26 protein-coding genes are annotated in these 23979 nt (G+C 49.4%); 25 read left to right on the forward strand and 1 reads right to left on the reverse strand.

The features are described 5' to 3' along the window. Positions 1-256: 256 nt before the first annotated feature. The 7 genes from AC506A_RS02220 to AC506A_RS02250 all read left to right on the forward strand — a co-directional run bounded on the left by AC506A_RS02220 (position 257) and on the right by AC506A_RS02250 (position 5103). Positions 257-439 (forward strand): IDEAL domain-containing protein, encoded by a 183-nt coding sequence (locus AC506A_RS02220; protein WP_495459359.1) that lies wholly within the window; start codon positions 257-259, stop codon positions 437-439. Between the two features lie 162 nt (positions 440-601). After that, positions 602-1024, forward strand: a complete 423-nt coding sequence (locus AC506A_RS02225; RefSeq protein ID WP_495459360.1) for a DUF2487 family protein — start codon at positions 602-604, stop codon at positions 1022-1024. 254 nt (positions 1025-1278) lie between these two features. Next, positions 1279-1809, forward strand: a complete 531-nt coding sequence (locus AC506A_RS02230) for a QcrA and Rieske domain-containing protein (protein WP_495459361.1) — start codon at positions 1279-1281, stop codon at positions 1807-1809. Between the two features lie 16 nt (positions 1810-1825). After that, the gene (gene qcrB, locus AC506A_RS02235) at positions 1826-2497 is read left to right on the forward strand and encodes a menaquinol-cytochrome c reductase cytochrome b subunit (RefSeq protein ID WP_495459362.1); all 672 of its coding nucleotides are present in this window, start codon (positions 1826-1828) and stop codon (positions 2495-2497) included. A 22-nt stretch (positions 2498-2519) separates the two neighbouring features. Further along, the gene (locus AC506A_RS02240) at positions 2520-3401 is read left to right on the forward strand and encodes a c-type cytochrome (protein ID WP_495459363.1); all 882 of its coding nucleotides are present in this window, start codon (positions 2520-2522) and stop codon (positions 3399-3401) included. Positions 3402-3568: 167 nt separating this feature from the next. Then, entirely contained in the window at positions 3569-4141 is a 573-nt protein-coding gene (locus AC506A_RS02245; protein ID WP_495460951.1) for a DUF1405 domain-containing protein, read from the forward strand. Positions 4142-4185: 44 nt separating this feature from the next. Next, positions 4186-5103: a hypothetical protein gene (locus AC506A_RS02250; RefSeq protein ID WP_495459364.1), complete on the forward strand. Its 918-nt coding sequence runs from the start codon at positions 4186-4188 to the stop codon at positions 5101-5103. Positions 5104-5109: 6 nt separating this feature from the next. Here the strand turns inward: AC506A_RS02250 and AC506A_RS02255 are convergent, their stop codons facing one another. Continuing rightward, the gene (locus AC506A_RS02255) at positions 5110-5976 is read right to left on the reverse strand and encodes a YitT family protein (RefSeq protein ID WP_495459365.1); all 867 of its coding nucleotides are present in this window, start codon (positions 5974-5976) and stop codon (positions 5110-5112) included. Positions 5977-6089: 113 nt separating this feature from the next. On the opposite strand from AC506A_RS02255, the gene AC506A_RS02260 reads away from it, so the two are divergent. From AC506A_RS02260 to AC506A_RS02345, 18 genes are all read left to right on the forward strand, one after another. Next, positions 6090-6461: a nucleotide pyrophosphohydrolase gene (locus AC506A_RS02260; RefSeq protein WP_495459366.1), complete on the forward strand. Its 372-nt coding sequence runs from the start codon at positions 6090-6092 to the stop codon at positions 6459-6461. A gap of 53 nt (positions 6462-6514) precedes the next feature. Beyond that, positions 6515-7060: a tetratricopeptide repeat protein gene (locus AC506A_RS02265; protein WP_495459367.1), complete on the forward strand. Its 546-nt coding sequence runs from the start codon at positions 6515-6517 to the stop codon at positions 7058-7060. Positions 7061-7067: 7 nt separating this feature from the next. Beyond that, a complete protein-coding gene (dapB, locus tag AC506A_RS02270; RefSeq protein WP_495459368.1) occupies positions 7068-7874 on the forward strand; it encodes a 4-hydroxy-tetrahydrodipicolinate reductase in 807 nt (268 codons plus the stop codon). A 63-nt stretch (positions 7875-7937) separates the two neighbouring features. Next, the gene (locus AC506A_RS02275; RefSeq protein WP_495459369.1) at positions 7938-8357 is read left to right on the forward strand and encodes a methylglyoxal synthase; all 420 of its coding nucleotides are present in this window, start codon (positions 7938-7940) and stop codon (positions 8355-8357) included. Beyond that, positions 8354-9052, forward strand: a complete 699-nt coding sequence (gene bshB1, locus AC506A_RS02280) for a bacillithiol biosynthesis deacetylase BshB1 (protein ID WP_495459370.1) — start codon at positions 8354-8356, stop codon at positions 9050-9052. Before AC506A_RS02275 ends, bshB1 begins: the two co-directional genes overlap by 4 nt. A 129-nt stretch (positions 9053-9181) precedes the next feature. Further along, on the forward strand, positions 9182-10342 hold the full coding sequence (gene bshA / locus AC506A_RS02285; RefSeq protein ID WP_495459371.1) for an N-acetyl-alpha-D-glucosaminyl L-malate synthase BshA: 1161 nt from the start codon (positions 9182-9184) through the stop codon (positions 10340-10342). Positions 10343-10390: 48 nt separating this feature from the next. Beyond that, complete coding sequence (locus AC506A_RS02290; RefSeq protein WP_495459372.1) at positions 10391-11740, forward strand: CCA tRNA nucleotidyltransferase; 1350 nt, start codon at positions 10391-10393, stop codon at positions 11738-11740. Continuing rightward, positions 11737-12714 carry a biotin--[acetyl-CoA-carboxylase] ligase gene (locus AC506A_RS02295; protein ID WP_495459373.1) on the forward strand — a complete coding sequence of 326 codons (978 nt, stop codon included), beginning with the start codon at positions 11737-11739 and terminating at the stop codon, positions 12712-12714. Before AC506A_RS02290 ends, AC506A_RS02295 begins: the two co-directional genes overlap by 4 nt. Before the next feature lie 400 nt (positions 12715-13114). Continuing rightward, a complete protein-coding gene (gene panB / locus AC506A_RS02300; RefSeq protein WP_495459374.1) occupies positions 13115-14068 on the forward strand; it encodes a 3-methyl-2-oxobutanoate hydroxymethyltransferase in 954 nt (317 codons plus the stop codon). Beyond that, positions 14065-15036 (forward strand): pantoate--beta-alanine ligase, encoded by a 972-nt coding sequence (panC, locus tag AC506A_RS02305; RefSeq protein WP_495459375.1) that lies wholly within the window; start codon positions 14065-14067, stop codon positions 15034-15036. Before panB ends, panC begins: the two co-directional genes overlap by 4 nt. Further along, complete coding sequence (gene panD / locus AC506A_RS02310; protein WP_495459376.1) at positions 14948-15331, forward strand: aspartate 1-decarboxylase; 384 nt, start codon at positions 14948-14950, stop codon at positions 15329-15331. Before panC ends, panD begins: the two co-directional genes overlap by 89 nt. A gap of 128 nt (positions 15332-15459) precedes the next feature. Beyond that, on the forward strand, positions 15460-16254 hold the full coding sequence (locus AC506A_RS02315; RefSeq protein ID WP_495459377.1) for a hypothetical protein: 795 nt from the start codon (positions 15460-15462) through the stop codon (positions 16252-16254). A 24-nt stretch (positions 16255-16278) separates the two neighbouring features. Further along, complete coding sequence (dinG, locus tag AC506A_RS02320) at positions 16279-19185, forward strand: ATP-dependent DNA helicase DinG (RefSeq protein ID WP_495459378.1); 2907 nt, start codon at positions 16279-16281, stop codon at positions 19183-19185. Continuing rightward, a complete protein-coding gene (locus AC506A_RS02325; RefSeq protein WP_495459379.1) occupies positions 19182-19838 on the forward strand; it encodes a redox-sensing transcriptional repressor Rex in 657 nt (218 codons plus the stop codon). The genes dinG and AC506A_RS02325 overlap by 4 nt, the downstream gene beginning before the upstream one ends. Then, positions 19819-21120 carry an amidohydrolase gene (locus tag AC506A_RS02330; RefSeq protein WP_495459380.1) on the forward strand — a complete coding sequence of 434 codons (1302 nt, stop codon included), beginning with the start codon at positions 19819-19821 and terminating at the stop codon, positions 21118-21120. Before AC506A_RS02325 ends, AC506A_RS02330 begins: the two co-directional genes overlap by 20 nt. Beyond that, a complete protein-coding gene (locus AC506A_RS02335; protein ID WP_495459381.1) occupies positions 21120-21641 on the forward strand; it encodes a cell wall elongation regulator TseB-like domain-containing protein in 522 nt (173 codons plus the stop codon). The genes AC506A_RS02330 and AC506A_RS02335 overlap by 1 nt, the downstream gene beginning before the upstream one ends. Positions 21642-21786: 145 nt before the next feature. Beyond that, a complete protein-coding gene (locus tag AC506A_RS02340) occupies positions 21787-22323 on the forward strand; it encodes a hypothetical protein (RefSeq protein WP_495459382.1) in 537 nt (178 codons plus the stop codon). Further along, complete coding sequence (locus tag AC506A_RS02345; RefSeq protein ID WP_495459383.1) at positions 22316-23836, forward strand: AAA family ATPase; 1521 nt, start codon at positions 22316-22318, stop codon at positions 23834-23836. Before AC506A_RS02340 ends, AC506A_RS02345 begins: the two co-directional genes overlap by 8 nt. Positions 23837-23979: the final 143 nt, after the last annotated feature.

The following is a 23979-nucleotide window of genomic DNA, read 5'->3' on the forward strand; positions in this document are numbered from 1 at the left end:
ATTCATGGCCCTAAGAGGGCCATCGTCCTTAGCGGAGTTCGTTGTGATGAATATGATTTAGTAGAGCCGGTTCGCTCAATGATGGGGTTTACACAGATGGAACCCACCTATACGCTTTCACTTATTCGCCTGCGGGAATCGTCACAGCTTAAGACAAGAAAGACGATCGGCCTTGATCAACAATAGACGATGGAGAGCGGCTTACGTAAGGAAAGGAATATAGGATCTCTTAAACGCAGTGTTGGAGGTGTATCCTATGGACAAAATGAAAGTATCGTACGAAGTGATGCTCGGGCTTGCTGCAGAAATGTTACTTGATGAAGCTGTACTCAAATTCCGTAGGGATAAGCTTTATCAAGCTATTGATCAGGCGCTTGCCTCCGGCGACAAGGAAAAGTTCCGTCGCCTGACTGATGAGCTGAAATCTTTATACGCATAAGCAAGCAGCTGTTCATGCTGCCTAAAGCCAAGTCTGCAGTCCGCTTCGGAGTTATCCGACAAGCGGCTTGCGGGCTTTTTTTTGTGGAGGTATGATAGGTTAGATGCTAGAATACCCTAAGTACGTTTTACGCATGCTTATGATAAAGGAATGGTGAGATGAATGAAATTCAGCGAACTAAGCGCTGAGCAGTGGGCGGAACTGCAGCCTTATCTGGACACAGCAGTGCTGCCTGTTACCGGACTAACTGGAGCAGAAATGCCCCATGAAGCAACCGCTGCACTGGAACGGCTTCGAGATGTGCTAGACTTAATCGAAAATCCGTTCAAAGGAAGAATTGTTACATACCCAGCTTGTCAATACGGCGAATGGACGCCGGCATTCATAACGCAGCTTAAAGGAGTTTGTGACAATTTACGCGTGATCGGCTTTAAACATGTCATCATTGTCACTTCATTTCATGTCGTGATCGAAGGTCTAGAGACGGGCGCGGACCTAATTGTACAACCTGTCCAAAGCGGTCATTTACCAAGCGCAGCCGAGGTTAGCGATGCTGTTCGAAAGCTCTGGCTCGGAAGAGTGTAGCATTCTTGTGTTGCGTTGGCATCTTATTGCATAAGGTGACAGCTCTTGGGGAAAAACAAATGCCAGACAAGGTCAATTGTGACAAAATGATAACAAATCTAAGAAGCGTTTTTGATCAGAACAGCAAATTGCCCGCCATATTCTTGACGCTCCAAATCACCTAGGCTATTATAGGTAATGTCCTAGTTCATCATATGTTTTGCCTTCTCCGGCAGAACACAAGATATGGCTCAGCAAAGGGGGTAGAACAGAAGATGAGTAACCATGAACAACACGAAAACTCGCATCGCTCAGTGAAACAGAGCGGGATGTCTCGGCGTCAATTTTTGTCGTATACGCTCGGAGGCGCAGGCGCATTCATGGCTGCAGGCATGTCACTTCCGATGATACGTTTTGCGGTTGACCCGATTTTGAAGAAAAAAGCGGGCGGTACCTGGATCAAAGTAGTCGAAGCAAACAAGCTTACGAACGAACCTCAGGAATTTAAATTTAAAATTCACCAGGTGGACGGTTGGTATGTCAGCGATCCGGAGTTAACGGCTTGGATTTCCAACGACGATCAAGGTAAAGCATTCGCGCTTTCCCCGGTTTGTAAGCATTTGGGCTGTACAATCGCTTGGAATACGGAGAAAAACAATGAGTATGTTTGTCCGTGTCACAACGCTCACTACACCAAGGACGGTAAGAACTTGATTGTAGCACCTAAGCCTCTCGATGAGTATGATCTCAAAATCGAGAATGACTGGGTATATCTTGGACCAATTAAAGCAAATACACGGGTATAAGGAGGCGTAAGCTCAGATGTTAAAAGATGTATACAACTGGATTGACGAACGTCTTGATATTACGCCGATGTGGAGGGACGTTGCGGACCATGAAGTTCCAGAGCACGTTAACCCTGCTCATCATTTCTCCGCATTCGTGTACTGCTTTGGCGGATTGACGTTTTTCATCACAGTTATTCAAATTCTGTCAGGTATGTTCCTGACGATGTACTTCGTACCGGATATTATCAATGCTTACAAGAGCGTTGACTATCTCCAGCACAAAGTGGCATTCGGCGGTATCGTCCGTGGTATGCATCACTGGGGCGCATCACTTGTAATCGTCATGATGTTCCTGCATACGCTTCGCGTATTCTTCACAGGTTCATACAAAGCGCCTCGCGAAATGAACTGGGTTGTCGGGATGTTGATTTTCTTCATCATGCTTGGCCTCGGATTCACAGGCTACCTGCTTCCTTGGGATAATAAAGCCTACTTCGCGACGAAGGTTGGTATTCAAATCGCGGAATCCGTACCGTATATCGGTACATATATCAAAGAATTGATGCAAGGCGGCGAGATCGTAGGCGCTGAAACGTTGACGCGCTTCTTCGCTATCCACGTCTTCTTCCTGCCAGGCGCGCTTCTTGCGCTTCTTGCGGCACACTTCTTTATGATCCGGAAGCAAGGTATTTCGGGACCACTATAAGCCGAAAGGAGGCATTTTGCGCATGGCACACGGCCACAAATCAAACGAAAAAGTTGTATTCGTTGGTGACTCTCGAGTTCGCAAAAAAGCGAAAACGGGCCCAGTCGTGCCACCAGACTACTCTGCATATCCAGGTAAATCGGAAGCCTTTATTCCGAACTTCCTGCTTAAAGAGTGGATGGTTGGTGTCGTGGTTCTCGTTGGATTTCTCGTTCTGACGATTTCCGAAGCGGCTCCGCTTGGTTATCCGGCTGATCCTACGAATGCAGCGTTTATTCCGATGCCGGACTGGTACTTCCTGTTCCTGTATCAATTCCTTAAATTGCAATACGTATCGAAGGACTATGTCGTTCTCGGTACAGTAGGCGTTCCGGGTATCGCATTCGGTGCGCTCTTGCTAGCTCCATTCTTGGATACGGGTAAAGAGCGTCGTTTCTACAGACGTCCAATTACATCGATCCTGATGTTCATGTCGCTCATTTCCGTCTTCTACCTAACGAAACAATCGTGGGATCACTATCAGCACGAGCTGAAGCTCACGAACACGATTCCTGAGCATATCGTTCGTGAAGAGAAAGCGGAAGAAGCTGCTAAGAAAGCCGCAGAATCCGGCGGCGGCGGCGGAGAAGCAGCAGCTGTTGAAGTTCCGCTCGTGGATAAAGACGACCCAGCTGTCGAACTGACTAAGAAAGCACAATGCGTAGCTTGTCATGGTGCGGATCTGAAAGGTAACGAAAGTGCTGGAATTCCATCTTTCCATGGTATCGGTGATGAATTCAGCAAGGAAGAACTCGTTGATATCGTAACAAACGGTAAAAACAACATGCCTGCTTTCAAAGACAAGCTGACAGCTGAAGAAATCGAGCAGCTTACAACTTGGCTCGCGAAGCAAAAAGCAGAATAACATAGCACAAACTAAACCTGATCGTACGCTGCGATCAGGTTTTTTTATAAACTATAAGCGATTTGTTGGTTACGGTTACCACCTTGTAGGAGAGTGATCTGGTGTTGAAGACTGCGGGATTCTTGTGGAGTCGCGCTTTGTGGACAAATCGGCTGTTTCTATGGCTGATGGTGTTAACGAATGCTGCAGGAACGGTATACGGTTACATCTGGTACGGTAAGCAGATGGAATATACATTGCAATTTCATCCGGTTTGGCGGGTTGTTTTTGTACCAGATAGTCCGACAGCCAGCTTATTCTTTTCGTTATCCCTGCTGTTTCTCTTGTTTCCGGTGCTTGCGAAGCCAAATCCCCTCTACATAGGAATACGCTCTATTATTGAAGCGCTTGGTGTTGTCACTTCGATTAAGTACGGGATATGGGCTGTCACGATGATTGCTGCAGGTGCGGCCCAAGGCGATCCGCTGGAATGGCAGCATTATATGTTGATCGTTTCCCATTTAGCCATGGCTGTTGAGGCGCTGATTTATATTCGTTTTATGGTCTTTGGCCGATTTGCAGCTTTCCTGGCGCTGCTGTGGCTGCTGCTGAATGATACGATGGATTATACCTACTTTATCTACCCGTGGCTTCCAGATGTACTGGAGAATGATTTGCCGGCGATTCAGTCCTTTACGATGGGGTTATCCGTTGTCAGCTTACTCGCAACTTGGCTTTTTATCTCATTTCGAAAGGTCTAAGTTTGGACATCCCCCCATACCTTGTTAATGGGGGGGATGAGAGCATGCGTTCATCAACGTTAATCGCACTGTTATGCAGTGTAGTGATCATCGTGCTGCTTTCGGGCTGCAATCTATCTACTTACGCTGCCGGAAATTTGGCCAAGCCTGCATCGACATTGAAGCCTGTTACAGACCAAAGGGCCAATGCGATCGCACAACTGAGTACATTGTCTGATCAGATCTATACGGCTGCTTATGGGTCGAACCGCCAGCTGGTGTTTACGCTGCTGCAGCGGCTTGAAACGATTTCGGCTGAACAGATCGTACGTCAAAGCGGAACGGCAGCAGGCTGGACTGCTTTTGACGAAAGTATGGCTTTAGCGAAAGATGCACTCTTACAAAAGCAAGCAAGCGGGTTATGGTATACGCAAGCGGCCAGACTTAAGCTGGCGAGTGATGCGCTGAACAGGCCGAAAGTGCCGCTGTGGCTGCAATATGAAGGCGTACTGCGAGAAGATGAACAACGGATTCGTACGGCTTGGCAGATGCAGTCTGAGGGGCGTGCGGAAGCCGCTTCCGTAACGCTCGGTATTTACAGAGAGCATGTAGAACGTTTCGAGGTTGCTGCATTGATGCAGCGTGATGAAGCCAGCTTGCGGCAGTTGAAGGAACAAATGACGTATGCGGAAAGGGTACTTGCAGGTGTCGAGGGCGGTACGGTGAGTCCGGAAGCAGTGCAGATTGCGCTAAGCGGGCTGGATCATGCCGCGAATCAGTTATTTAGGAACTCGGACGGGGAAGCCGCGATCGCAGAGGTGATTCCGCCGGGATCGACCATTGGCAGTCTTCGCAATGGCCGCGCCCAAATAGCAGAAATGTTCATTGCCGCTTTCGTCATGGCGATTCTGGCTCTGGCTGGCTGGCGCAAATACAGACAGCAGCAGAATGGGATTCCATTTCCGCGCGAGCGATTCAAATAAGTGTTGTTATTCTTCTTTAAACCCTTCACCGAGCACATCTTGTACTTCGGATATAACGATAAATGCAAGCGGGTCTATACTGCGAACGATCGATTTCAACTGTCGGATTTCATGACGGGCGACGACGCAGTAGAGGACCTGTTTTTGTTTGCCCGAATAAGCGCCTTTCGCTGGGAAAATGGTCACGCCGCGTTCCATTTCTTTCGTGATTTGCAGTCCAATCTCATCGCCGGATTCGGTGATGATGGAGAATGCTTTTGCCGCATAAGCACCTTCTTGGATGAAATCGATCATCTTCGATGCAATGAACACGGCCACAAGCGTATACAACACTTTCTCCTTCGATATGTAGAGAAGCGAGACGCCGATGATGATAATATCGAGCGTTAGAATGACTTGCCCCATGCTCCAGCCTCTCAACTTAGTGGCAATGCGTGCAATGATGTCGACTCCGCCGGTAGTACCTCCGAAGCGGAACACGATTCCAAGACCTGCACCGAGCGTTACACCTGCATATAGCGCAGCCAGTATGTAGTCATTGGAGGTTTGAAACGGTACAATCCATCCTGCCGCGATCATTTTCTCCATTAAATAGAGAAACAGGGACAAGGAAACGCTGCCGAATATCGTATAACCGGTATGTGAGCGTCCAAGTACTTTCCAGCCTAAGAAATAGAGCGGGATATTGAGCACAAGTGTTGAGATGGAAAGCGGCCAGTCTAGTGAGTAGTTAAGCAGGATCGCGATCCCGGTGACGCCGCCTTCCATGAGCTGATTCGGAATGAGAAAGTAATGGAGCCCGAATGCATAGATGGCCGTACCCAGCATGACCATCGGGAGCGTGCGAAGCAGCTGTGAATAATTGGTTTTCAAAGGGTGATTCTCTCCTTTCCGCAAGGTCGTAAAATTATGAAGGCTTTAACATAGTATGTCTCTTTGCAGGGATTGTCAAAAGCATTGTTTTCAAAAGCGCTTTGATATAACATATGAAAAGAACCTCATGTCAAGAGAGGGTGTTTCATGTGTCAGAGAAATCAATGGCCGAGCTGCAGCGAGAAGTTGACGCGTATATCTCCCAGTTCAAGGAAGGTTACTTTAGTCCGCTGTCCATGCTGGCCAGAATGTCAGAAGAAGTAGGCGAGCTTGCGCGAGAGGTCAATCATCAATTCGGCGAGAAACCTAAGAAAAGTGATGAAGCGGACAACTCCATCGAGATGGAGCTCGGTGATATTTTGTTTATCGTCATTTGCTTTGCAAACTCACTAGGAATCGACCTTACCGAAGCGCATGACCGTATCATGCACAAGTTTAATACAAGAGATGCCGATCGCTGGACACGAAAAAACGTCGAACCGTAAGTCGTGTCCTTACATATGCTGTACCATCACCTGTGTACAAGGAGGATGGGCGGATGGACGGAGAGAGCAGTATTAAGAAAGCTTACGAAGCCATCCTAAGCGGCGATTTCGAACAGGCAATCCTGTTTTTTGAAGAAGCGATTGCGCTGGAACCGAGTAATGGAGCAGCTTACTATAAATGCTCGATCACTTGTGCCCGCAGCGGAAAATGGCAGAAAGCGCTCCAATATGCAGAGCAGGCCGTACAGTTGGAACCTTTCCAAGTGATTTATCAGTTTCACTTGGAAACGGTAAAAGCTAAAGCGCTTGTACTGCAAGCAGAAGGATTGTTGTCACGTTCGTCGACGCATACCGAGGATGCACTCGCCTTGCTTCATGAAGCATCAAGGCTGGATCCCCTCAATATCGAGGCGCTGCTTATGCTAAGCGCGGCCTACGCGACGGTAAGCCGGTTTGATGAGGCTTCCCTCTATGCTCGCGAGGCGGTAAGGCTTGAGCCTGAGCATGCGGCTGCACGCCGGTTATTCGCCGATATGAATCGCAAGCGGCGAATGCTTAAGGCGAACAGTCAACGAACTAAACGGAAAAGGAACAGGTGAAAGTAGGATGGCAACGGAATTGATTCGAGTAGCAGTTATCGGTGCAAGCGGCCGCATGGGTCGTGAGGTCGTGAAAATGGTTCTACAAGATGAAATGCTAACGCTGGCGGCTGCGGTAGCGCCTTCGGCAGGTCCGATCGATGCCGGTACATTGGTCGGACTTCAGCCGTGCGGCGTTACAGTCAGCGCGGATCTAGACGAAGCGCTGGCAGCGGCACAGGCAGATGTACTGGTGGATTTTACAGTACCAAGTGCTGCTTATGGCAATACTAGAATAGCCATTTCTCACGGTGTTCGCCCAGTTATCGGGACGACGGGACTCACGCCTGAGCAAATGACTGAATTGGACGAGCTGTGCAAGGAGAGAGGCATCGGCGCTTTAATTGCTCCGAACTTCTCGATAGGCGCTATCCTTATGATGCGTTTTGCCGCACAGGCAGCCAAATATATGCCTCATGTTGAAATTATTGAATACCACGGGGATCAGAAGCTTGATGCGCCGTCAGGGACATCCATCAAGACAGCTGAGTTGATCTCGGCAGCACGTCAAGAGCTTCGACAAGGGAACCCGAAGGAAGAAGAAATTATCGAAGGCGCACGCGGCGGCTATTATAATGGATTCCGTATACATAGTGTTCGTTTACCAGGCGTATTTGCACAGCAAGAGGTTGTTTTCGGCGGTCATGGGCAAACACTCAAAATTCGTCATGATTCCTACGAACGTGCCGGCTATATGCCTGGTGTAAGCGTAGCTTGCAAGAAAGTAATGACGTATACGGGACTTATTTACGGCTTCGAGCATTTGATGGACTAATGAACCTAATAAACCGCGCAATTGACATCGCATGCGGATATTCAGGAGAGGAGTGCGGCTAGTATGAACATCGCGTTTATTGCGCACGATCGAAAGAAAGATGAAATGGTTAACTTTGTCATCGCATACGAGCATGTTTTTCAAGGCCATAAACTCTATTCGACAGGTACGACCGGAACACGAATTATGGAGCAAACGAACTTGTCGATTCATCGTTTTATGTCCGGTCCGCTTGGCGGCGATCAGCAAATTGGTGCGCTTGTCGCTCAAAATGAAATGGATCTGATCATATTCTTGCGCGATCCGCTGATGGCGCAGCCGCACGAGCCGGATATCATCGCTTTACTGAGGCTTTGTGATGTGCAGGGAATACCGGTAGCAACGAATGTGGCTACAGGCGAGCTGCTTGTTAGAGCGCTGCAGCGCGGTGACTTCGCTTGGCGTGAGCTTGTTCATAAATATAAGCCAGGTGTTGCTGAATGATCGAAGTCGTCGATATACTCGCATTCGGCGCGCATCCCGATGACGTTGAAATCGGCATGGGCGGTACAATTGCCAAACATACATCTGAAGGCTTTAAAGTTGCCATTTGCGATTTGACAGAAGCAGAAATGTCCTCGAATGGTACCGTGGAAACGAGGCGGCAAGAAGCGGCCGAAGCATCTTCGGTGCTTGGTTTATCCTACCGCTCGACGCTGAAGCTGCCGGACCGGGGTTTAACGGGTGCTGCTGATCAAATGGAGGCCATCGTAGCTGAAATTCGTCGATTGCGGCCGCGCCTAGTCTTTGCACCTTATTGGTCGGACAGGCATCCGGATCATGTAAGCTGCAGCCGTCTGATCGAAGAGGCCGTCTTCAATGCTAAGCTTCGCAATTATTTGCCTGAATTGCCGCCTGTACAGGTGGAGCAGTTGTACTTTTATTACATAAACGACAGCAATGAAATTAGTCTTATCACCGATATCAGCAGTCATATAGATACGAAAATCAAAGCGCTGCAAGCTTATCGCTCGCAGTTTGCGCCGCCGCTGCAGGGGGAAGACCGCGTACAGACACCACTAACCGATCGATATATTCAGCGTGTTGAAGCGCGGGACATGCTGCTTGGGCAGACGAGAGGCTGGGCTTATGCGGAAGGATTTGCAATAAAGCGCCCACATACGGTAACTTTATTTTAAAGATTGATTTGATGTAGCGGAAATCGCCTAATTAAGGCATATAATTGGAAAAAACGAGTTCATCCGCCTGAAAGATGGCGAAATGCCGTTTACCTTAACAATAGCGTTGTACAACAGGAGGTGGAAGACATGGCCAAACGCTTGAAAATCGGGATTACTTGTTATCCGACACTCGGCGGCTCCGGCGTTGTTGCAACGGAGCTTGGAAAGCTTCTTGCAGAGAAGGGGCATGAAATTCATTTTATTACGCATAGTGTTCCTTTCCGACTTGGGCAATTCCAGAAAAATATCTTTTATCATGAAGTTGAAGTAAATGATTATTACGTGTTCCGTTATCCGCCTTATGATTTATCTCTGGCCAGCAAAATGGCGCAGGTTGTCAAGAATCAGAAGCTTGATGTGCTGCATGTACATTACGCGGTTCCACATGCCGTTTGTGCGTTCCTGGCGAAACAAATGGTCGGCGATCATTTGAAGACCGTTACAACGCTGCATGGTACGGATATCACCGTACTTGCGCAGGATGAGTCGCTCAAGGATCTGATCCGGATGGGCATTAATAAGAGCGATGCAGTGACAGCTGTTTCAAATGATCTCATTCGTGAAACACGCGAGCTGCTCGATATTAGCAAACCAATTGAACTCACCTACAACTTTGTCGATAAGCGCGTCTATTACCCGCGGGAATGCAGTTCGCTTCGGAGCGATTTTGCGAGTAAAGACGAGAAGATCTTAATGCATATCTCCAACTTTAGACCGGTTAAGCGGCTAAGTGATGTCGTAGATATTTTTGCAAAAGTGTCCCAAGAGGTGCCAAGTCGATTGCTGCTCGTTGGAGAAGGACCGGATTTGCCAAAGGTACAGATGAAGATTCGTCAGCTTGGCCTGCAGGATCGGGTTCATTTCCTTGGCAAGCAGGATGATGTGGCGCAGGTAATCTCGATTGCGGACGTCATGCTGCTGCCTTCGGAGAAAGAGAGCTTCGGCCTTGTTGCACTGGAAGCCATGGCCTGCGGCGTTCCGACCATCGGTTCGATTGCCGGCGGTATTCCCGAACTTGTCACGCATGGTGAAACCGGCTACTTATCGCCGATCGGCGATACGGACAGCATGGCTGCCCATGCAATCAAGCTGCTTCGCAATCCAGAGTTGTATCGTCAAGTTCGTGAGGCTTGTCTTCACCGGGCACGCCGCCAATTCTGTAATGATCTGATTACAGCAGAATACGAGCGTATTTACTACAAGGTGCTCGGTATTGAAGCTGACATTCCGGTGCCAGTCTGCGATTAATGAGACCTAAATCAATGATGACAAATAAACCTCAGGAGGGGAGTGCCAATGTCGTGGAGTGATGCGCTGACAAAGGCGCTCCCTTTGCTTCATACGCTTGAAAGCTTAGGGCATGAAACGGTGTTCGTAGGCGGCTGTGTCCGCGATACGATGATGGGACGGACGCTCAAGGATGTTGATATTGCAACGGCAGCATCTCCGGAGCAGGTTATTGCAGCATTTCCGCATACCATTCCTACCGGACTTCAGCATGGAACTGTTACGGTGGTGCATGAGCGTGTAACCTACGAGGTGACTACGTTCCGTACGGAAACGGCTTACGAGAAGTTCAGGCGCCCTGCACAGGTTCAATTCGTGAAGAGTCTGGATGAGGATCTGCAACGGCGCGATTTCACCATAAACAGCATGGCTATGCGCAGTGATGGCACAATCTATGACCCCTTTGACGGGCAGCGGGATTTACGTGAAGGCGTACTACGCTGCGTCGGTGATCCGGATGCGAGGCTGCAGGAAGATGCGCTTCGTATTGTGAGAGCTGTGCGATTTGCTGCTGCGTTCAATCTGCGAATCGCGATGCAGACTTGGCGAGCCATTCTGCGTCATCAGCATTTGCTTGCACATATTGCGATGGAACGAATCGGCTTGGAGTTTGACAAAATGATCGGAGGCCGTGATCCCGCACGTGCAGCTGCATATCTTGCGGTGAGCGATCTGCTCAAGCATACGAAAGAATCGCTGCCGCAGCTTATGGTGGAGTCAGCGGAACAGTACTTGCTTAATAGACATGAACATAAAGAGGCGCCTATGCAAGCTGCTAGTAGAAGTCGATCCGTGGTACAAAACATGATTCGATTGAAATCCGATGAGGATCGGTGGGCTGCGCTTTGCATGACGCTGCGGTTAGACCAAGGACAAGCTGTCGACTTGTTCGCAAGACTACGTTATGCAACAGCTCGGAGCTCACAATTGAAAGCCGTGATCGGCATTCATACCGAGCTGCAAGGTGATCTTCATTTTGACGAGTCTGGACGTCGCAAGTGGGTTCGACTTGTTTTGCAATACGGGAAACAAGCTGCACAGCAGTGGCTGCGAATAGGAGCGGCAATACCTGTTCTTGTTTCGGCAGATTCAGCTATGTCCAATAACATAGTGGAACAGCTCCACGCATGGTTGGATGCCGTTCCGGCTTCCAGTCTCCGAGAGCTTGCTGTTAAAGGAACGGATATTCTTGCTTTCTCGAAACAATCATCCGGGCCATGGCTTGGCAGTCTGTTAAGTGAACTGCTCTATGCTGTGGCAGCAGGGGATATCGCGAATGATAAACAAGCGTTGCTGAAGGCTGCAGATGCGGCATTGCTCCATAACCATAGATCAGAAGTCCAAGAGGGGTTAACATGAATCGAATACTAGAGCTGTTAGAGCAGCAATCGACTGGTTACCTTTCAGGCGAACTGCTAAGTCAAGAGCTCCATATCAGCCGAACGGCGGTTTGGAAGCATATTAAGAAGCTGGAGGCGGCAGGCTACCAGATTGAAGCGTCAAGGCGGCTGGGCTATCGTTTAATTGGCCGGCCCTCCACGCTTACACCGCAGGAATTGACGATGAAGCTGCAAAGTAAGGGAACTTCGATGATACAGAAGATTCGGTTGTTCGACTCCGTTGATTCCACGCAAAATATTGCGCAGCGATTGGCAGAGGAAGGCGCAGCAGAAGGCACGCTTGTAATCGCGGAGCAGCAAACCAGCGGACGAGGACGACTAGGACGCAAATGGGTGTCGCCATCAGGAAAAGGGATTTACATGAGCTTCATTCTGAGACCGGGAATGCCGCTGCACTTCGCTCCGCAGCTGACGCTGCTGACAGCCGTGGCACTTTGCCGAGCGCTGCGAATGATTGCCTCGCCGCTCGATATCGGCATCAAATGGCCCAATGACCTGTTAATAGGCGGCAAAAAAATCAGCGGTATTCTGCTGGAATCCACCGCAGAGGAAGAACGGCTGCGTTACGTCATTGCCGGGATTGGAATCAGCGTCAACCTAACAGTCGAAGACTTTCCGCAGGAGCTGCTGGATATCGCAACATCGCTGCAGATTGAGCTTGGCCGGCCGCTGGATCGGGCTGACATAATCGCAGGTTTCTTCGAACAGTTCGAGCAGCTTTACACGATCTATCAGAAGGACGGCTTTGGCCCGATTCGGATGTTATGGGAGGCGCTGTCAGTTACGCTGAATAAACCGACAAGATTGATTCTTTCGAGCGGAGAAACAATCGCGACACCGATCGGACTCAATGAGCAAGGTGCTCTACTGGTACAGAAGAGCGATGGGACGATTGTACCTATATTTTCGAGTGAACAAGTGCCCCCAGGATAGGCGAAGGGTTCATAGACGCGGCATCGTTTTTTTGTTATACTCGCCTTACTAGCATGCTCCATTAATGGGTGGTATCGTCCTGTACGAACTGCACCGGGAAGTGGAGCTTCAGTTTGCGGATAGAATTGGATGTATCGTTAGGCAGTGCGCATTCTGCTCTGAGCCGTTAGGGACCGAGACAGAAGGAAGCTCTTATTGAAACTGACTTCTCCGCCACTAGGATGGGGATGGTCGTTTCACCTTGAAACAGGACGTTCCTTTTTGGATTGGACCTTTGTAGCGGGTGCTAGAAGGTTTTTTTGTGTTGATCACATAGGACGACCCGCGATCGTGAAAGCTTAAACTAAGCTTTACAGATCCACGAGAGGAGTCGGACCAATCCCTGAAGGAGGACGGAGCAATGAAACAACCGTTGACTATTACAAAGCTTAAGAAAATGAAGCAAAGCGGCGAGCCGATTTCCATGCTGACCGCCTATGATTATCCTTCGGCTAAGCTTGCCGAAGAAGCCGGAATTGATGTTATTCTTGTCGGTGATTCGCTCGGCAACGTCGTGCTCGGTTACGACACGACAATTCCTGTAACGCTGGACGATATGGTTTATCATTCCAGAGCAGTAGCTCGGGGTGCAACAAATACATTTATCGTCGCCGATTTGCCATTCATGACGTACCGGCTTGGCAAGGAAACGACGCTCCGCAATGCGGGCCGACTGCTGCAAGAAGGTTATGCACACGCGGTTAAGCTAGAAGGCGGCGCAGATATCGCGGATGAAGTTGCCGCATGTGTCAGAGCAGGCATTCCTGTTATGGGGCATATCGGGCTTACGCCACAGTCCGTTCATCAACTTGGCGGTTATCGCGTGCAAGGTAAGCTTGAACGTGAAGCACAGCAGCTCATTGAAGATGCCAAAGCACTCGAAGCCGCCGGAGCATTCTGCATTGTGCTCGAGCTTGTGACGGAACCGCTGGCTGAAGCAATCTCATCGGCGCTTTCGATTCCGATCATTGGGATCGGTGCAGGCCGCGGCTGTGATGGTCAAGTGCTCGTGTATCATGATATTTTGCAATATGCATCGCCATACCGGGAGAAGCGGTTTGTCAAAACCTATGCGGACCTCGGCACAACGATCCGCAACGCCATTGGATCGTATGTATCCGAAGTGAAGTCCCGTGAATTCCCGCAGGAAGCGCATGCGTTCCCGATGGAACAGGAATTGCTCCGGCAGCTCTATGGTTCAGGTCCAACAAGCGCAGCTTCCACATCCGATAAAGGAGAAACAGCCTCACCAGCGTCGCCGCAGAAGGCTGAGAAGCCAGCCGCAAATGCTGTGAAGGGAGGCGGACTGGCGTGATTGTCTGTACCACGATCCAAGAACTCAGAGCTCATCTGGCGCAGCAGCGTTTGAACAAGCCGGAGGGGCTCATTGGAATCGTTCCAACCATGGGATATTTGCACGAAGGTCATGCAAGTCTGATGAAGCGAGCACGTGAAGAATGCCATTATTCGGTTTTAACCATATTCGTAAATCCGCTTCAATTTGGACCAAATGAAGATTTCGACCGCTACCCAAGGGACTTGGAGAGGGATTCCGCTCTTGCACGAGCGAATGGCATTGATTTGCTGTTTGCTCCAACCGTTCAAGAAATGTACCCGACCAAACCGCTTACCAAAGTGTTGATTAGCGAAGTAACCGAACGTTTGTGCGGTGCCTCGCGTCCAGGCCATTTCGATGGTGTCGGTATTGTCGTTAGTAAGCTGTTTAATCTGGTTCAACCGGATCGTGCCTATTTCGGCATGAAAGACGCCCAGCAGGTTGCAGTAATAGAGCAGATGGTGCATGATCTCAACATGCCGGTTCAGATCGTGCGCTGTGAAACCGTACGCGAAGCAGATGGCCTTGCCATGAGCTCGCGGAATGTGTATCTAAGCGGCGATCAGCGTAAGCAAGCCGTTATCTTGTCAGAGACGCTGCGGGCGGCTGAGGGCTGGCTCGAACAGCCGGGGATGACACCCCTGAAGCTGTCTAAGCTCATCGCGGATTCTGTTCGATCCGTTCCGCTTGCAGAGATCGATTACGCAGAAGTGCTTGCTTATCCGAATTTATCTCCTTTGGATGCGAATATGGAATTATCCACTTTATCTCAAACCATCATTATCGCGCTTGCAGTCAAATTCGGCAGCACGCGGTTGATTGACAATCGATTATTTCTACTGGGCGGAGGTGACACAAATGTTCAGAACGATGATGAAATCCAAGCTTCACCGGGCGACCGTCACGGAAGCGAACCTCAATTATGTGGGCAGCATCACCATCGATGAGGACTTGATGGAACTTGCCGATCTTTGGCCTAATGAGAAAGTACAAATCGTCAATAATAATAACGGTGCTCGTTTGGAGACCTATGTCATTACAGGGCCGCGCGGCTCCGGCGTGATTTGTTTGAATGGCGCAGCGGCACGCCTCGTACAGCCTGGAGATAATGTCATTATTATCGCTTACGGAATGATGACCGAGGAAGAATCTCGAACGTACAAGCCAAAGGTTGTCATTCTCGATGCGGGAAACAAGCCTGTTCAAATGCTTGAGCAGGAATTGCATTCCACTATTTTGTAAGCCGCCGTCTACCGCACTTGATACCAGCGCTGTGAAACGTCTGGGACAGGGTATGAAAAGCAGTGCCGGGGCAAAGAATGAGCATAACAAATTCACTTCTATCCTGGCGTGAAGGTGGGTGCGACGATATGTTCAAACATGTATTTGCTACCATGCAGGAAATGCTCGAAGAAATTATTATCCATTATCCGCACGCAAACGGCGCACAACGGAAGCAGCTTGATGAACAACTAACCTCGCTGAAACAGTTCAGCGATACGTTTATCGAGGAATGGCTTCAATTTGAAGAAAAGATGGCGGATTTCCGAGATCTGCAGCTGGCACACTCTAAAGGCACTTCTGCCGGTCAAGGTCAAGTACCGCTTAAACCAGCACCGGCACCAAGTTATCCCAAGATTATCTCGGCTGTTCCTGCACCGCCGCTCCAGCAGCAGAAGCCTGCTGCAGCAAGCAAAGTAAATCATAGCACGGCAGCGCCAATCGAGAAGTCAGATCCATTAGACGTAGACGATGATGCTGCATTCGAAATGCAGCAGGCGATGTCCAAAGGTCAAGGCTATTTTAAATTATTTATGTTTAAAGAAGCGTTTAACCATTTCCAAGATGCGGTCAGAAGATCGCCGGATGATAACCGTGCACGGCTGTTCCTAGGCATGACATGCATGCATTTACAGGAATGGCATGAAGCTCAGCGTCACTTTCAATTGCTCGTAGAAGTTACGGAGCATCCGAAGTGGAAGGCGCTTGGCCTAAACGCACTGGGCTGCATACAAGCTGTCCGCATGAATTTAGAACAGGCGGCCATTTATTTTGAGAAGGCCCATGAAGCGGATCCTAACTTTACGGATCCATTGTCGAACATGAAGTCATGCGAGCAGCATGCAGGCCAGCTATCCTTGTTATTCGGGAGTGGCCAGCTTTAGTATTTGTGAGAGGATACTTACCGGATGAATTATGCCGTACTGGATTTGGAAACGACCGGTCATAGTGCCGGCGATGAAATGATACAAGTTGGTCTTGTGCTGCTGGATGAAGAATTAAACGTGGTTCATTCTTACAGTACATTCGTAAAACCGACGATTACGATACCGCCGTTCATTACGCAGTTAACCGGCATTGATGAATCGATGGTTGCAGACGCGCCAGAGCTTGATGAGGTGCTTCTGGAGCTCATACCGCTGCTGAGCGATGCCGTTCTCGTTGCGCACAACGTCAGTTTCGACGCAGGCTTCCTTAACACGGCGCTTGATCGCTGCGGATATTTGCCTTTTGACGGAAGACGGCTGGATACGATTGATTTATTGCGCATCCTTTATCCGACCTTAACGACTTATCAGCTGGGCGCGGTGACGGAATTGTTCGGCATCGAACATGACCAGCATCACCGTGCAGACAGCGATGCGATGGCAACGGCGGAGTTATTCACCAATTGTTATAACAAGCTTAAAGGACTGCCGCTCCTAACCCTGCAGCGACTAGCTAATCTGCTCGGCGATGATTTGGATGATTTAGGCTGGTTCGTTTCCCAAATGGCGTTCATTAAAGAAACGCAAACTTCCATCGATCCTGACGCCTATCATTACTTCCGTCAATTTGCCATGAAGGCAGGCGATTGGTCGGAAGAGCAGCATCCAAGGGAAAACATGGATGAGGAATCTGGAACGTCTGTGACAGACTGGACGTTCCCGCAATTTCTGACGCATATCAAGAGTGAAATTGCCGCCCTAATTTCCGGTTATGAAGAACGCGAGCCGCAAAATATGATGTTTCAAGAAGTGATTGATGCGCTGGATGAAGAGCGTCATTTGCTCATTGAAGCGGGTACAGGCACAGGAAAGTCGCTGGGATACCTTATCCCAGCTCTGTACTATGGTGTCCAGCACAATAAGAAGATAGTCGTCAGTACGCATACGATCAACCTGCAGGAACAACTGCGTGCGCGCGATCTGCCGCTGCTGCAGGCTGTCATGCCTTATCCATTCCGAGCCGCCGTCTTTAAAGGACGCGGCAATTATTTATGTTTACGCAAGTTTGAAGGTAAAGTAAATATGCGTGATTTCGCTTCACCGGCCGAGGACAGAATTACGGCTTCGCAGATGGTCGTATGGCTCAGCGAATCGAATCATGGTGATCAAGAAGAATTGAATTTCGGTAATCGCGGTGCTGATTTCTGGGGGACGGTTGCCAGTGATACGGACTCCTGTCTCAATCGTGCATGTCCTTGGTTCAAACGCTGCTACTATCACAGGGCGAAGCAGGAAGCGAATATTGCGGATGTCGTCATTACGAATCACTCGATGCTCTTCACTGACATTCGAGCCGATCACCGCTTGCTTCCGGGTTATGAGCATCTTATCCTCGATGAGGCCCATCATTTGGAAGAAGTCGCAGGCAAACATCTAGGCACACAGGTTTCCTACTATTCCGTTCAGCACCCGGTGATCAGACTCTGCAAAGATGCACGCAATGGTCAATTGATTGCACTCAAGAGCAGGCTGGCGAATGAGAATGTCGAGAAAACCCAGAAATGGCGCGAAGAAATTGATGAAGTTGTTCCCGTATTCGGCGACTTGCGTGATGAATGGGATCGTTTATTTGAAATGCTGTACACCTTGATGGGAAACAGTGCTTCCGGTACGAAGAGCTCAGGAGACGCCACAAGCGGCGAGACCGGACAGTTCGTACTCAGACTCCGCAGCGCTAAGCTGCCGGACTATTGGTCGGATGCACAGCTCATTGAGGAAGCGATTAACGGCTACTTAAGCCAAATCATTCGTCCGCTCGATAAAGTGTTTGCTGCCATCAAAGAAGAGATCGACGATCCTGGCATTGCCGCGCTGGTGACGGATTTAAGCGGCACGATCAAAGATCTGTCAAGGGCAAGAGATGATCTGCGTCAGTTTATGAAGGCGGATAAGACAGATACGGTATACTGGCTTGAAGCAAACAGCAATTCAAGAGCGAAATCGATTCAGCTGTATGCTGTACCTGCAGATGTGAGCAGCCAGCTGCGAACTTATTTCTTCGATATTAAGAAAAGCGTCATTCTCACTTCAGCGACCTTATCCGTTCAGAAATCATTTCAATATGCTTGTGAACAGCTTGGTCTAACACAAGATGAGGAGCAGGGAAGACTCAAGACGGTTCAATTGCCGTCTCCATTTAATTACAGAGAGCAAGCGCTGGTCATTATTCCGCGTAACTTTCCTGTATTGAAAGGTGCGGCCGGCGATCCACAATTTAATGATATGCTGGTGAAGTCACTGACAGAGGCAGCTATTGAGACAAAAGGACGTATGCTCGTTCTCTTCACGTCTTACAGGATGCTGAAGCAGGTCTATGATCCGCTCAAGGAAGCGCTAGCGCCGACCGGTATTCACGTTCTCGGACAGGGGATCGACAGCAGTAATCGCAGCAAGCTGACCAGAAGATTTCAACAGCAGCAAGCATCTGTTCTGCTCGGAACAAGCAGCTTCTGGGAAGGCGTAGATATACCCGGAGATGCGCTGACATGTCTTGCTATCGTTAGACTTCCTTTCCAGCCGCCTAACCATCCACTTGTAGAAGCGAAGTCAGAATTGCTGCAGGAGCAGAAGCAGAACCCGTTTATGAAGCTTTCCATCCCGCAAGCGGTTATTCGCTTCAAGCAGGGCTTTGGCCGCCTTGTACGGACTGCTAAGGACCGCGGCATCGTTCTTATCTACGATACTAGAGTGATTGATACGTATTATGGAAAATACTTCCTGTATTCCTTGCCGGGGCCGAAGATCGAACATATGCATTTGGAGCAAATTGTACCGCGCATACGCGAATGGCTTGCGCCAAGTCCAAGTGAAGAAGAGGTGGAGAAATGAAGCCGATGAAAATATCCGAGGCGGTCGTTCGCAGACTACCGGTTTATCTGCAGGTCTTGAACGATCTGAACATGCGGGATGTCCAGACGGTTTCATCGCAAGAGCTTGGGAACAAGCTGGATCTGAATCCGGCCCAAATCCGTAAAGATCTCGCTTATTTTGGTGATTTTGGTCGAAAAGGGATCGGTTATGACGTCACTTATCTCATCGAGAAGATCCGTCAAATCCTAAAGCTGGACCAGCCGCTGAATGTAGGGCTGGTCGGTGCCGGTAATTTAGGCCGAGCGCTGTGCAACTATAATACGTATCTGAAGGATAATATGAAGATTACAGCCGTATTCGACGTTCATCCATCTATGGTTGGCGCCTCCATTAACGGGTTGACGGTATTGCCGATGGATAAATTGAAGGAAACGGTAGCGGAGTGCAATATCCGCATTGGAATCATTACAGTACCTGCAATTGAAGCGCAAAATGTTGCAGATAAATTCGTGGAAGCAGGCGTGGACGGGATCTTGAATTTTGCCCCAACGATTCTAAGGGTACAGGAGCATGTGCGCATCCACTATGCGAATTTCACCACTGAACTGCTGAGCTTAGCGTATTACTTGGACGAAGAAGGGGACGACGAGAATGAAACGGTTGTGGATTGAGAACGGCACTTTTGTCACGATGGACGAACAGCGTCCCGTATTAAAAGGGCATATGGTTGTGGAAGGCGATACGATTCTATATTTGGATGAACTAGCGCCGGATCCTGCTCCTGCAGGGGCTGAACGTTTAGATGGCCAAGGGCTTGTGTTCATGCCTGGTTTAATTAATACCCACGGACATGCTGCGATGTCGTTGCTTCGCGGTTATTCCGACGATGAAGCGCTGCAAGTATGGCTGGAGCAGAAGATGTGGCCAATGGAAGGCAAATACACGGATGAAGATGCACGCTGGGGAACAGCGCTCGCCGTAGCTGAGATGCTGAAATCCGGAACGACGACTTTCGTCGACATGTATGATCGGATGCACATCGTAGCTGAGGTTGTAGAGCAATCCGGCATGAGGGGTCTGCTGACTCGCGGTGTAATCGGACTTTGCCCGCCGGATGTGCAAACAGCAAAGCTGGATGAAGCCAAGCAATTTGCTCAAGAGTGGAACGGAAGAGCAAACGGTCGTATTCGTACGATGCTTTCACCGCATGCTCCGTACACATGCCCACCGGATTATATCGCTCGTATCGTAGAGGCTGCGAATGAACTTGATCTGCCGCTGCATACGCATATGTCGGAAACGGCTGCGGAAGTACAATTCAATGTCAATGATTATGGCTGCCGTCCTGTCGAGCATCTGGACAAGCTCGGTTTCTTCTCTCGCCCGGCTTTGGTCGCGCATGCGGTTCATTTGACGGATGAAGAGATCGCGCTGCTTGCCGAGCGCGGCGTCAGCGTCTCCCATAACCCAGCAAGCAACCTGAAGCTTGCAAGCGGCATTGCCCGTGTGCCGGATATGCTGAAAGCCGGCGTAACCGTATCGCTTGGCACTGACAGTGCGGCGAGCAATAATAATTTGGATCTGTTTGATGAAATTCGTTTGGCTGCCCTTATCCACAAAGGTATCTCAGGCGATCCAACTGCAGTTCCGGCTTGGGAAGCACTCAAGCTTGGCACCGTATATGGTGCACGTGCGATCTGGCAGGAAGAACGGCTAGGTATGCTCAAACCGGGCATGAAGGCTGATTTCATCGCCTTGAATATCGAACAGCCGCATTTCTATCCGCAGACTGAAATTGTCTCGCATCTGGTGTATTCCGGATCAGGGCGCGACGTCGTGCATGTATGGGTAGATGGTGTTCAAGTGGTTAAGCAAAGCGAATGTGTCTTCCTGGATGAAGCGCAAATTCGCGCTGAGGCGCAGCGCTGCTTTGAAAGGCTGCTCTCGAGCTAATGCGTGCGAATCGACGCAAAAGACCGCCGGTATTGACAGCAGGCCGATGGATTGCGCTTAGTGCGACCTTGATCATTCTGATCTTGATTGCGCTCAACTGGTACTATCGGTCTGTGCAGTCTCCTGTTTGGAAAGAAGAACAAGCTGCAGAAGCCGAGGCTAAGGATCGAGGCAGTCTCAGCAGTGTGGACAGTTCTTATCATTATGTTTGGGATGAACCGGTCTGGATTGTGAAAGGGAAAGACCATAACGGTGACATTACATATGTATGGTTGAAGCAAAATGAGTCCATTACGCTTCGTGCAGATGAAGGCATCGCGAAAACAGAGATCAAGGAACGGTTTCTACTTGGGAAGCCGGACGCCGCCATCTCCCATTTGAAGCTCGGATTATTCGGAGGTGAGCCGGTGTGGGAAGTATTTTATTCCCGTAATCAAGCCGGTGTAACGAATCATTATTATGAGTTTTATCGTTTCCGTGATGGCGTGTTTCTGATTACGTATAAGCTGCCTGCCAGGTAAAAAGCAAATGACATGAAGTAAGTTCGACCAGAGTTCCCTTTTATTACACGCCCTCTGCATCAGCAGGTTGTGATATACTTTCGTATAGCAGCAAGTGATAGACGAAAGTGCAGCGCAAATTGTTCGATGAAGGGGGCTTTTTGCTATGAAAATACGTTTGCTTCCAGCCATTCTAACTGCTGTGATTTCCGCCGGCTTGTTAGTTGGCGGCTGGTATATACACCGTAATGTGGCGACGATAGGGCCACTGGAACGAATTGTTGCCGAAACACCTGGCGTCATAGAAGGCGAGCCGGTAATTGACCGCAGCTCGGTTACGATAGATTTAAAGCTGGACCGTGATGCGAATCTGCGGGACGTTTACGATACGATTGCAACGAAAGGCGATAACATGATCGGAAATCGTGAGCTTAAGCTTGATATCCGAACTGAAAATACGTCAAAACAGCTGGATGATGTTTGGTCATCGATGCTCTTCGATATTGCGCAGGCTATGGAGCATCGCAATTATGCGGATATTCCGGCAACCTTGAAGCAAGTCCAGAACAAGTACGCCGGTGTTACGGCTGTATCCGAAATGGATGATAGTAATGTATATATTACGTTAAAAGACAGCAAATCCGAGAAGTATATCGTCTTGCCTCGTACGCCAATTACGTTGGGAGCGTGGCCGAATGCTTAAGTATGGGAAAGAAATGGCGATCGGCTTCGTGCCGGTCTTTATCTTATTTTTACAGTTTTATGTAGGTGTAAACACCATTCCACTCGTATTCCTTGCTGGTATTGTTGGCGGATTGCTCTACATGGCGAAGACGCGCGGCAATCTAGCTACCGTTGGCGGCGGAAGCAGAGGAAAGGTAAGGCCGACGAAGCCGCTATCATTTGACCAAATTGGCGGACAGGACCGGGCGAAGCAGGAGCTCGTCGAAGCACTTGATTTTCTGATCCATGTCGATCAAATTTCGAAATTCGGTATTCGTCCACTGAAGGGCATCTTGCTTACAGGTCCTCCCGGAACAGGGAAAACGCTGCTGGCGAAAGCGGCGGCACATTATACGGATTCGGTCTATGTGGCCGCCTCCGGCTCTGAGTTTGTGGAGATGTATGTCGGCGTCGGCGCAAGCCGTATCCGTGAATTGTTCAAGGAAGCTCGTCAGAAGGCAGCTAAGCAGAACAAGGAAAGCGCCGTTATTTTCATTGATGAGATCGATGTAATTGGTGGAAAACGTGATGGCGGACAGCAGCGCGAGTACGATCAAACGCTGAATCAGCTGTTAACAGAGCTTGACGGTATTCATACGTCGGATACGCCGCGTATTCTGCTGATCGGTGCAACGAACCGCAAGGAAATGCTGGATAGCGCATTGCTGCGTCCAGGCCGATTCGACCGTCATATCGCCGTTGATTTGCCGGATAAGAAAGGCCGCGCGCATATTCTCAATATCCATGCGGAGAACAAACCGCTTAATGCCGAGGATGTGAATCTCGACAAGATTGCTGAAGAGTCCTTCGGTTTCTCCGGCGCACAGCTGGAGAGTGTTATGAATGAAGCTGCCATCTATGCCATGCGAGAAGATGGTGAAGTGATCAGCCAGCGGCATTTATCCATGGCAATTGATAAAGTGATGATGGGTGAGCGTACGGATCGTGAAGCGACGAGCGAAGAGCGTGAACGCGTGGCATTGCACGAATTGGGTCATGCGATCGCCGCAGAGCTAGTCCGTCCGGGCAGCGTATCTCAGGTTGCGCTGCTGCCAAGGGGGCAGGCGCTGGGCTATGTTCGTCACAATCCGCAGCAGGATAAATATTTGTATACGAAGCCTTTCCTGGAAGGCCAGATTATGATTGCGCTTGGCGGCGCAGCTGCAGAAGAGATCTTTTATGGCGGACGCAGCACTGGCTCCAGAGGCGATTTCGATCAAGCCATGAGCATTGTTCGTTCTATGGTGGAATCAGGTCTTACTGATCTTGGCATTATCGACAGCTCGATGATGACGCCTGACAAATGGGCTGATGTGAACGGTCGTATTCTGAACGAGCTTATGGAACGCGTGAAGCGCATGTTGGAGAGCAATCGTGAAGTGTTCACGTCCTCACTGATTGTGCTTACGAATGAAGAAACATTAAGCGGGGACCGGTTCCGTTCTCTGCTTGGCAATGCGGTTTCGGAAGAACAATTGCTTGTCGCACAATAACTGAAATGACGAAGAAGGCGGAGCCTATCCGCCTTCTTTTTTGGCATTGCAGAATATATAAGAAATGAAATGCACCTCCAAAGGACGGGGACAGTCGTTTCTTCTTGGTTTAAAAAAATGTATAATAGACGCAGAACCATGGA

The organism is Paenibacillus sp. N22P23 (assembly GCF_059383735.1).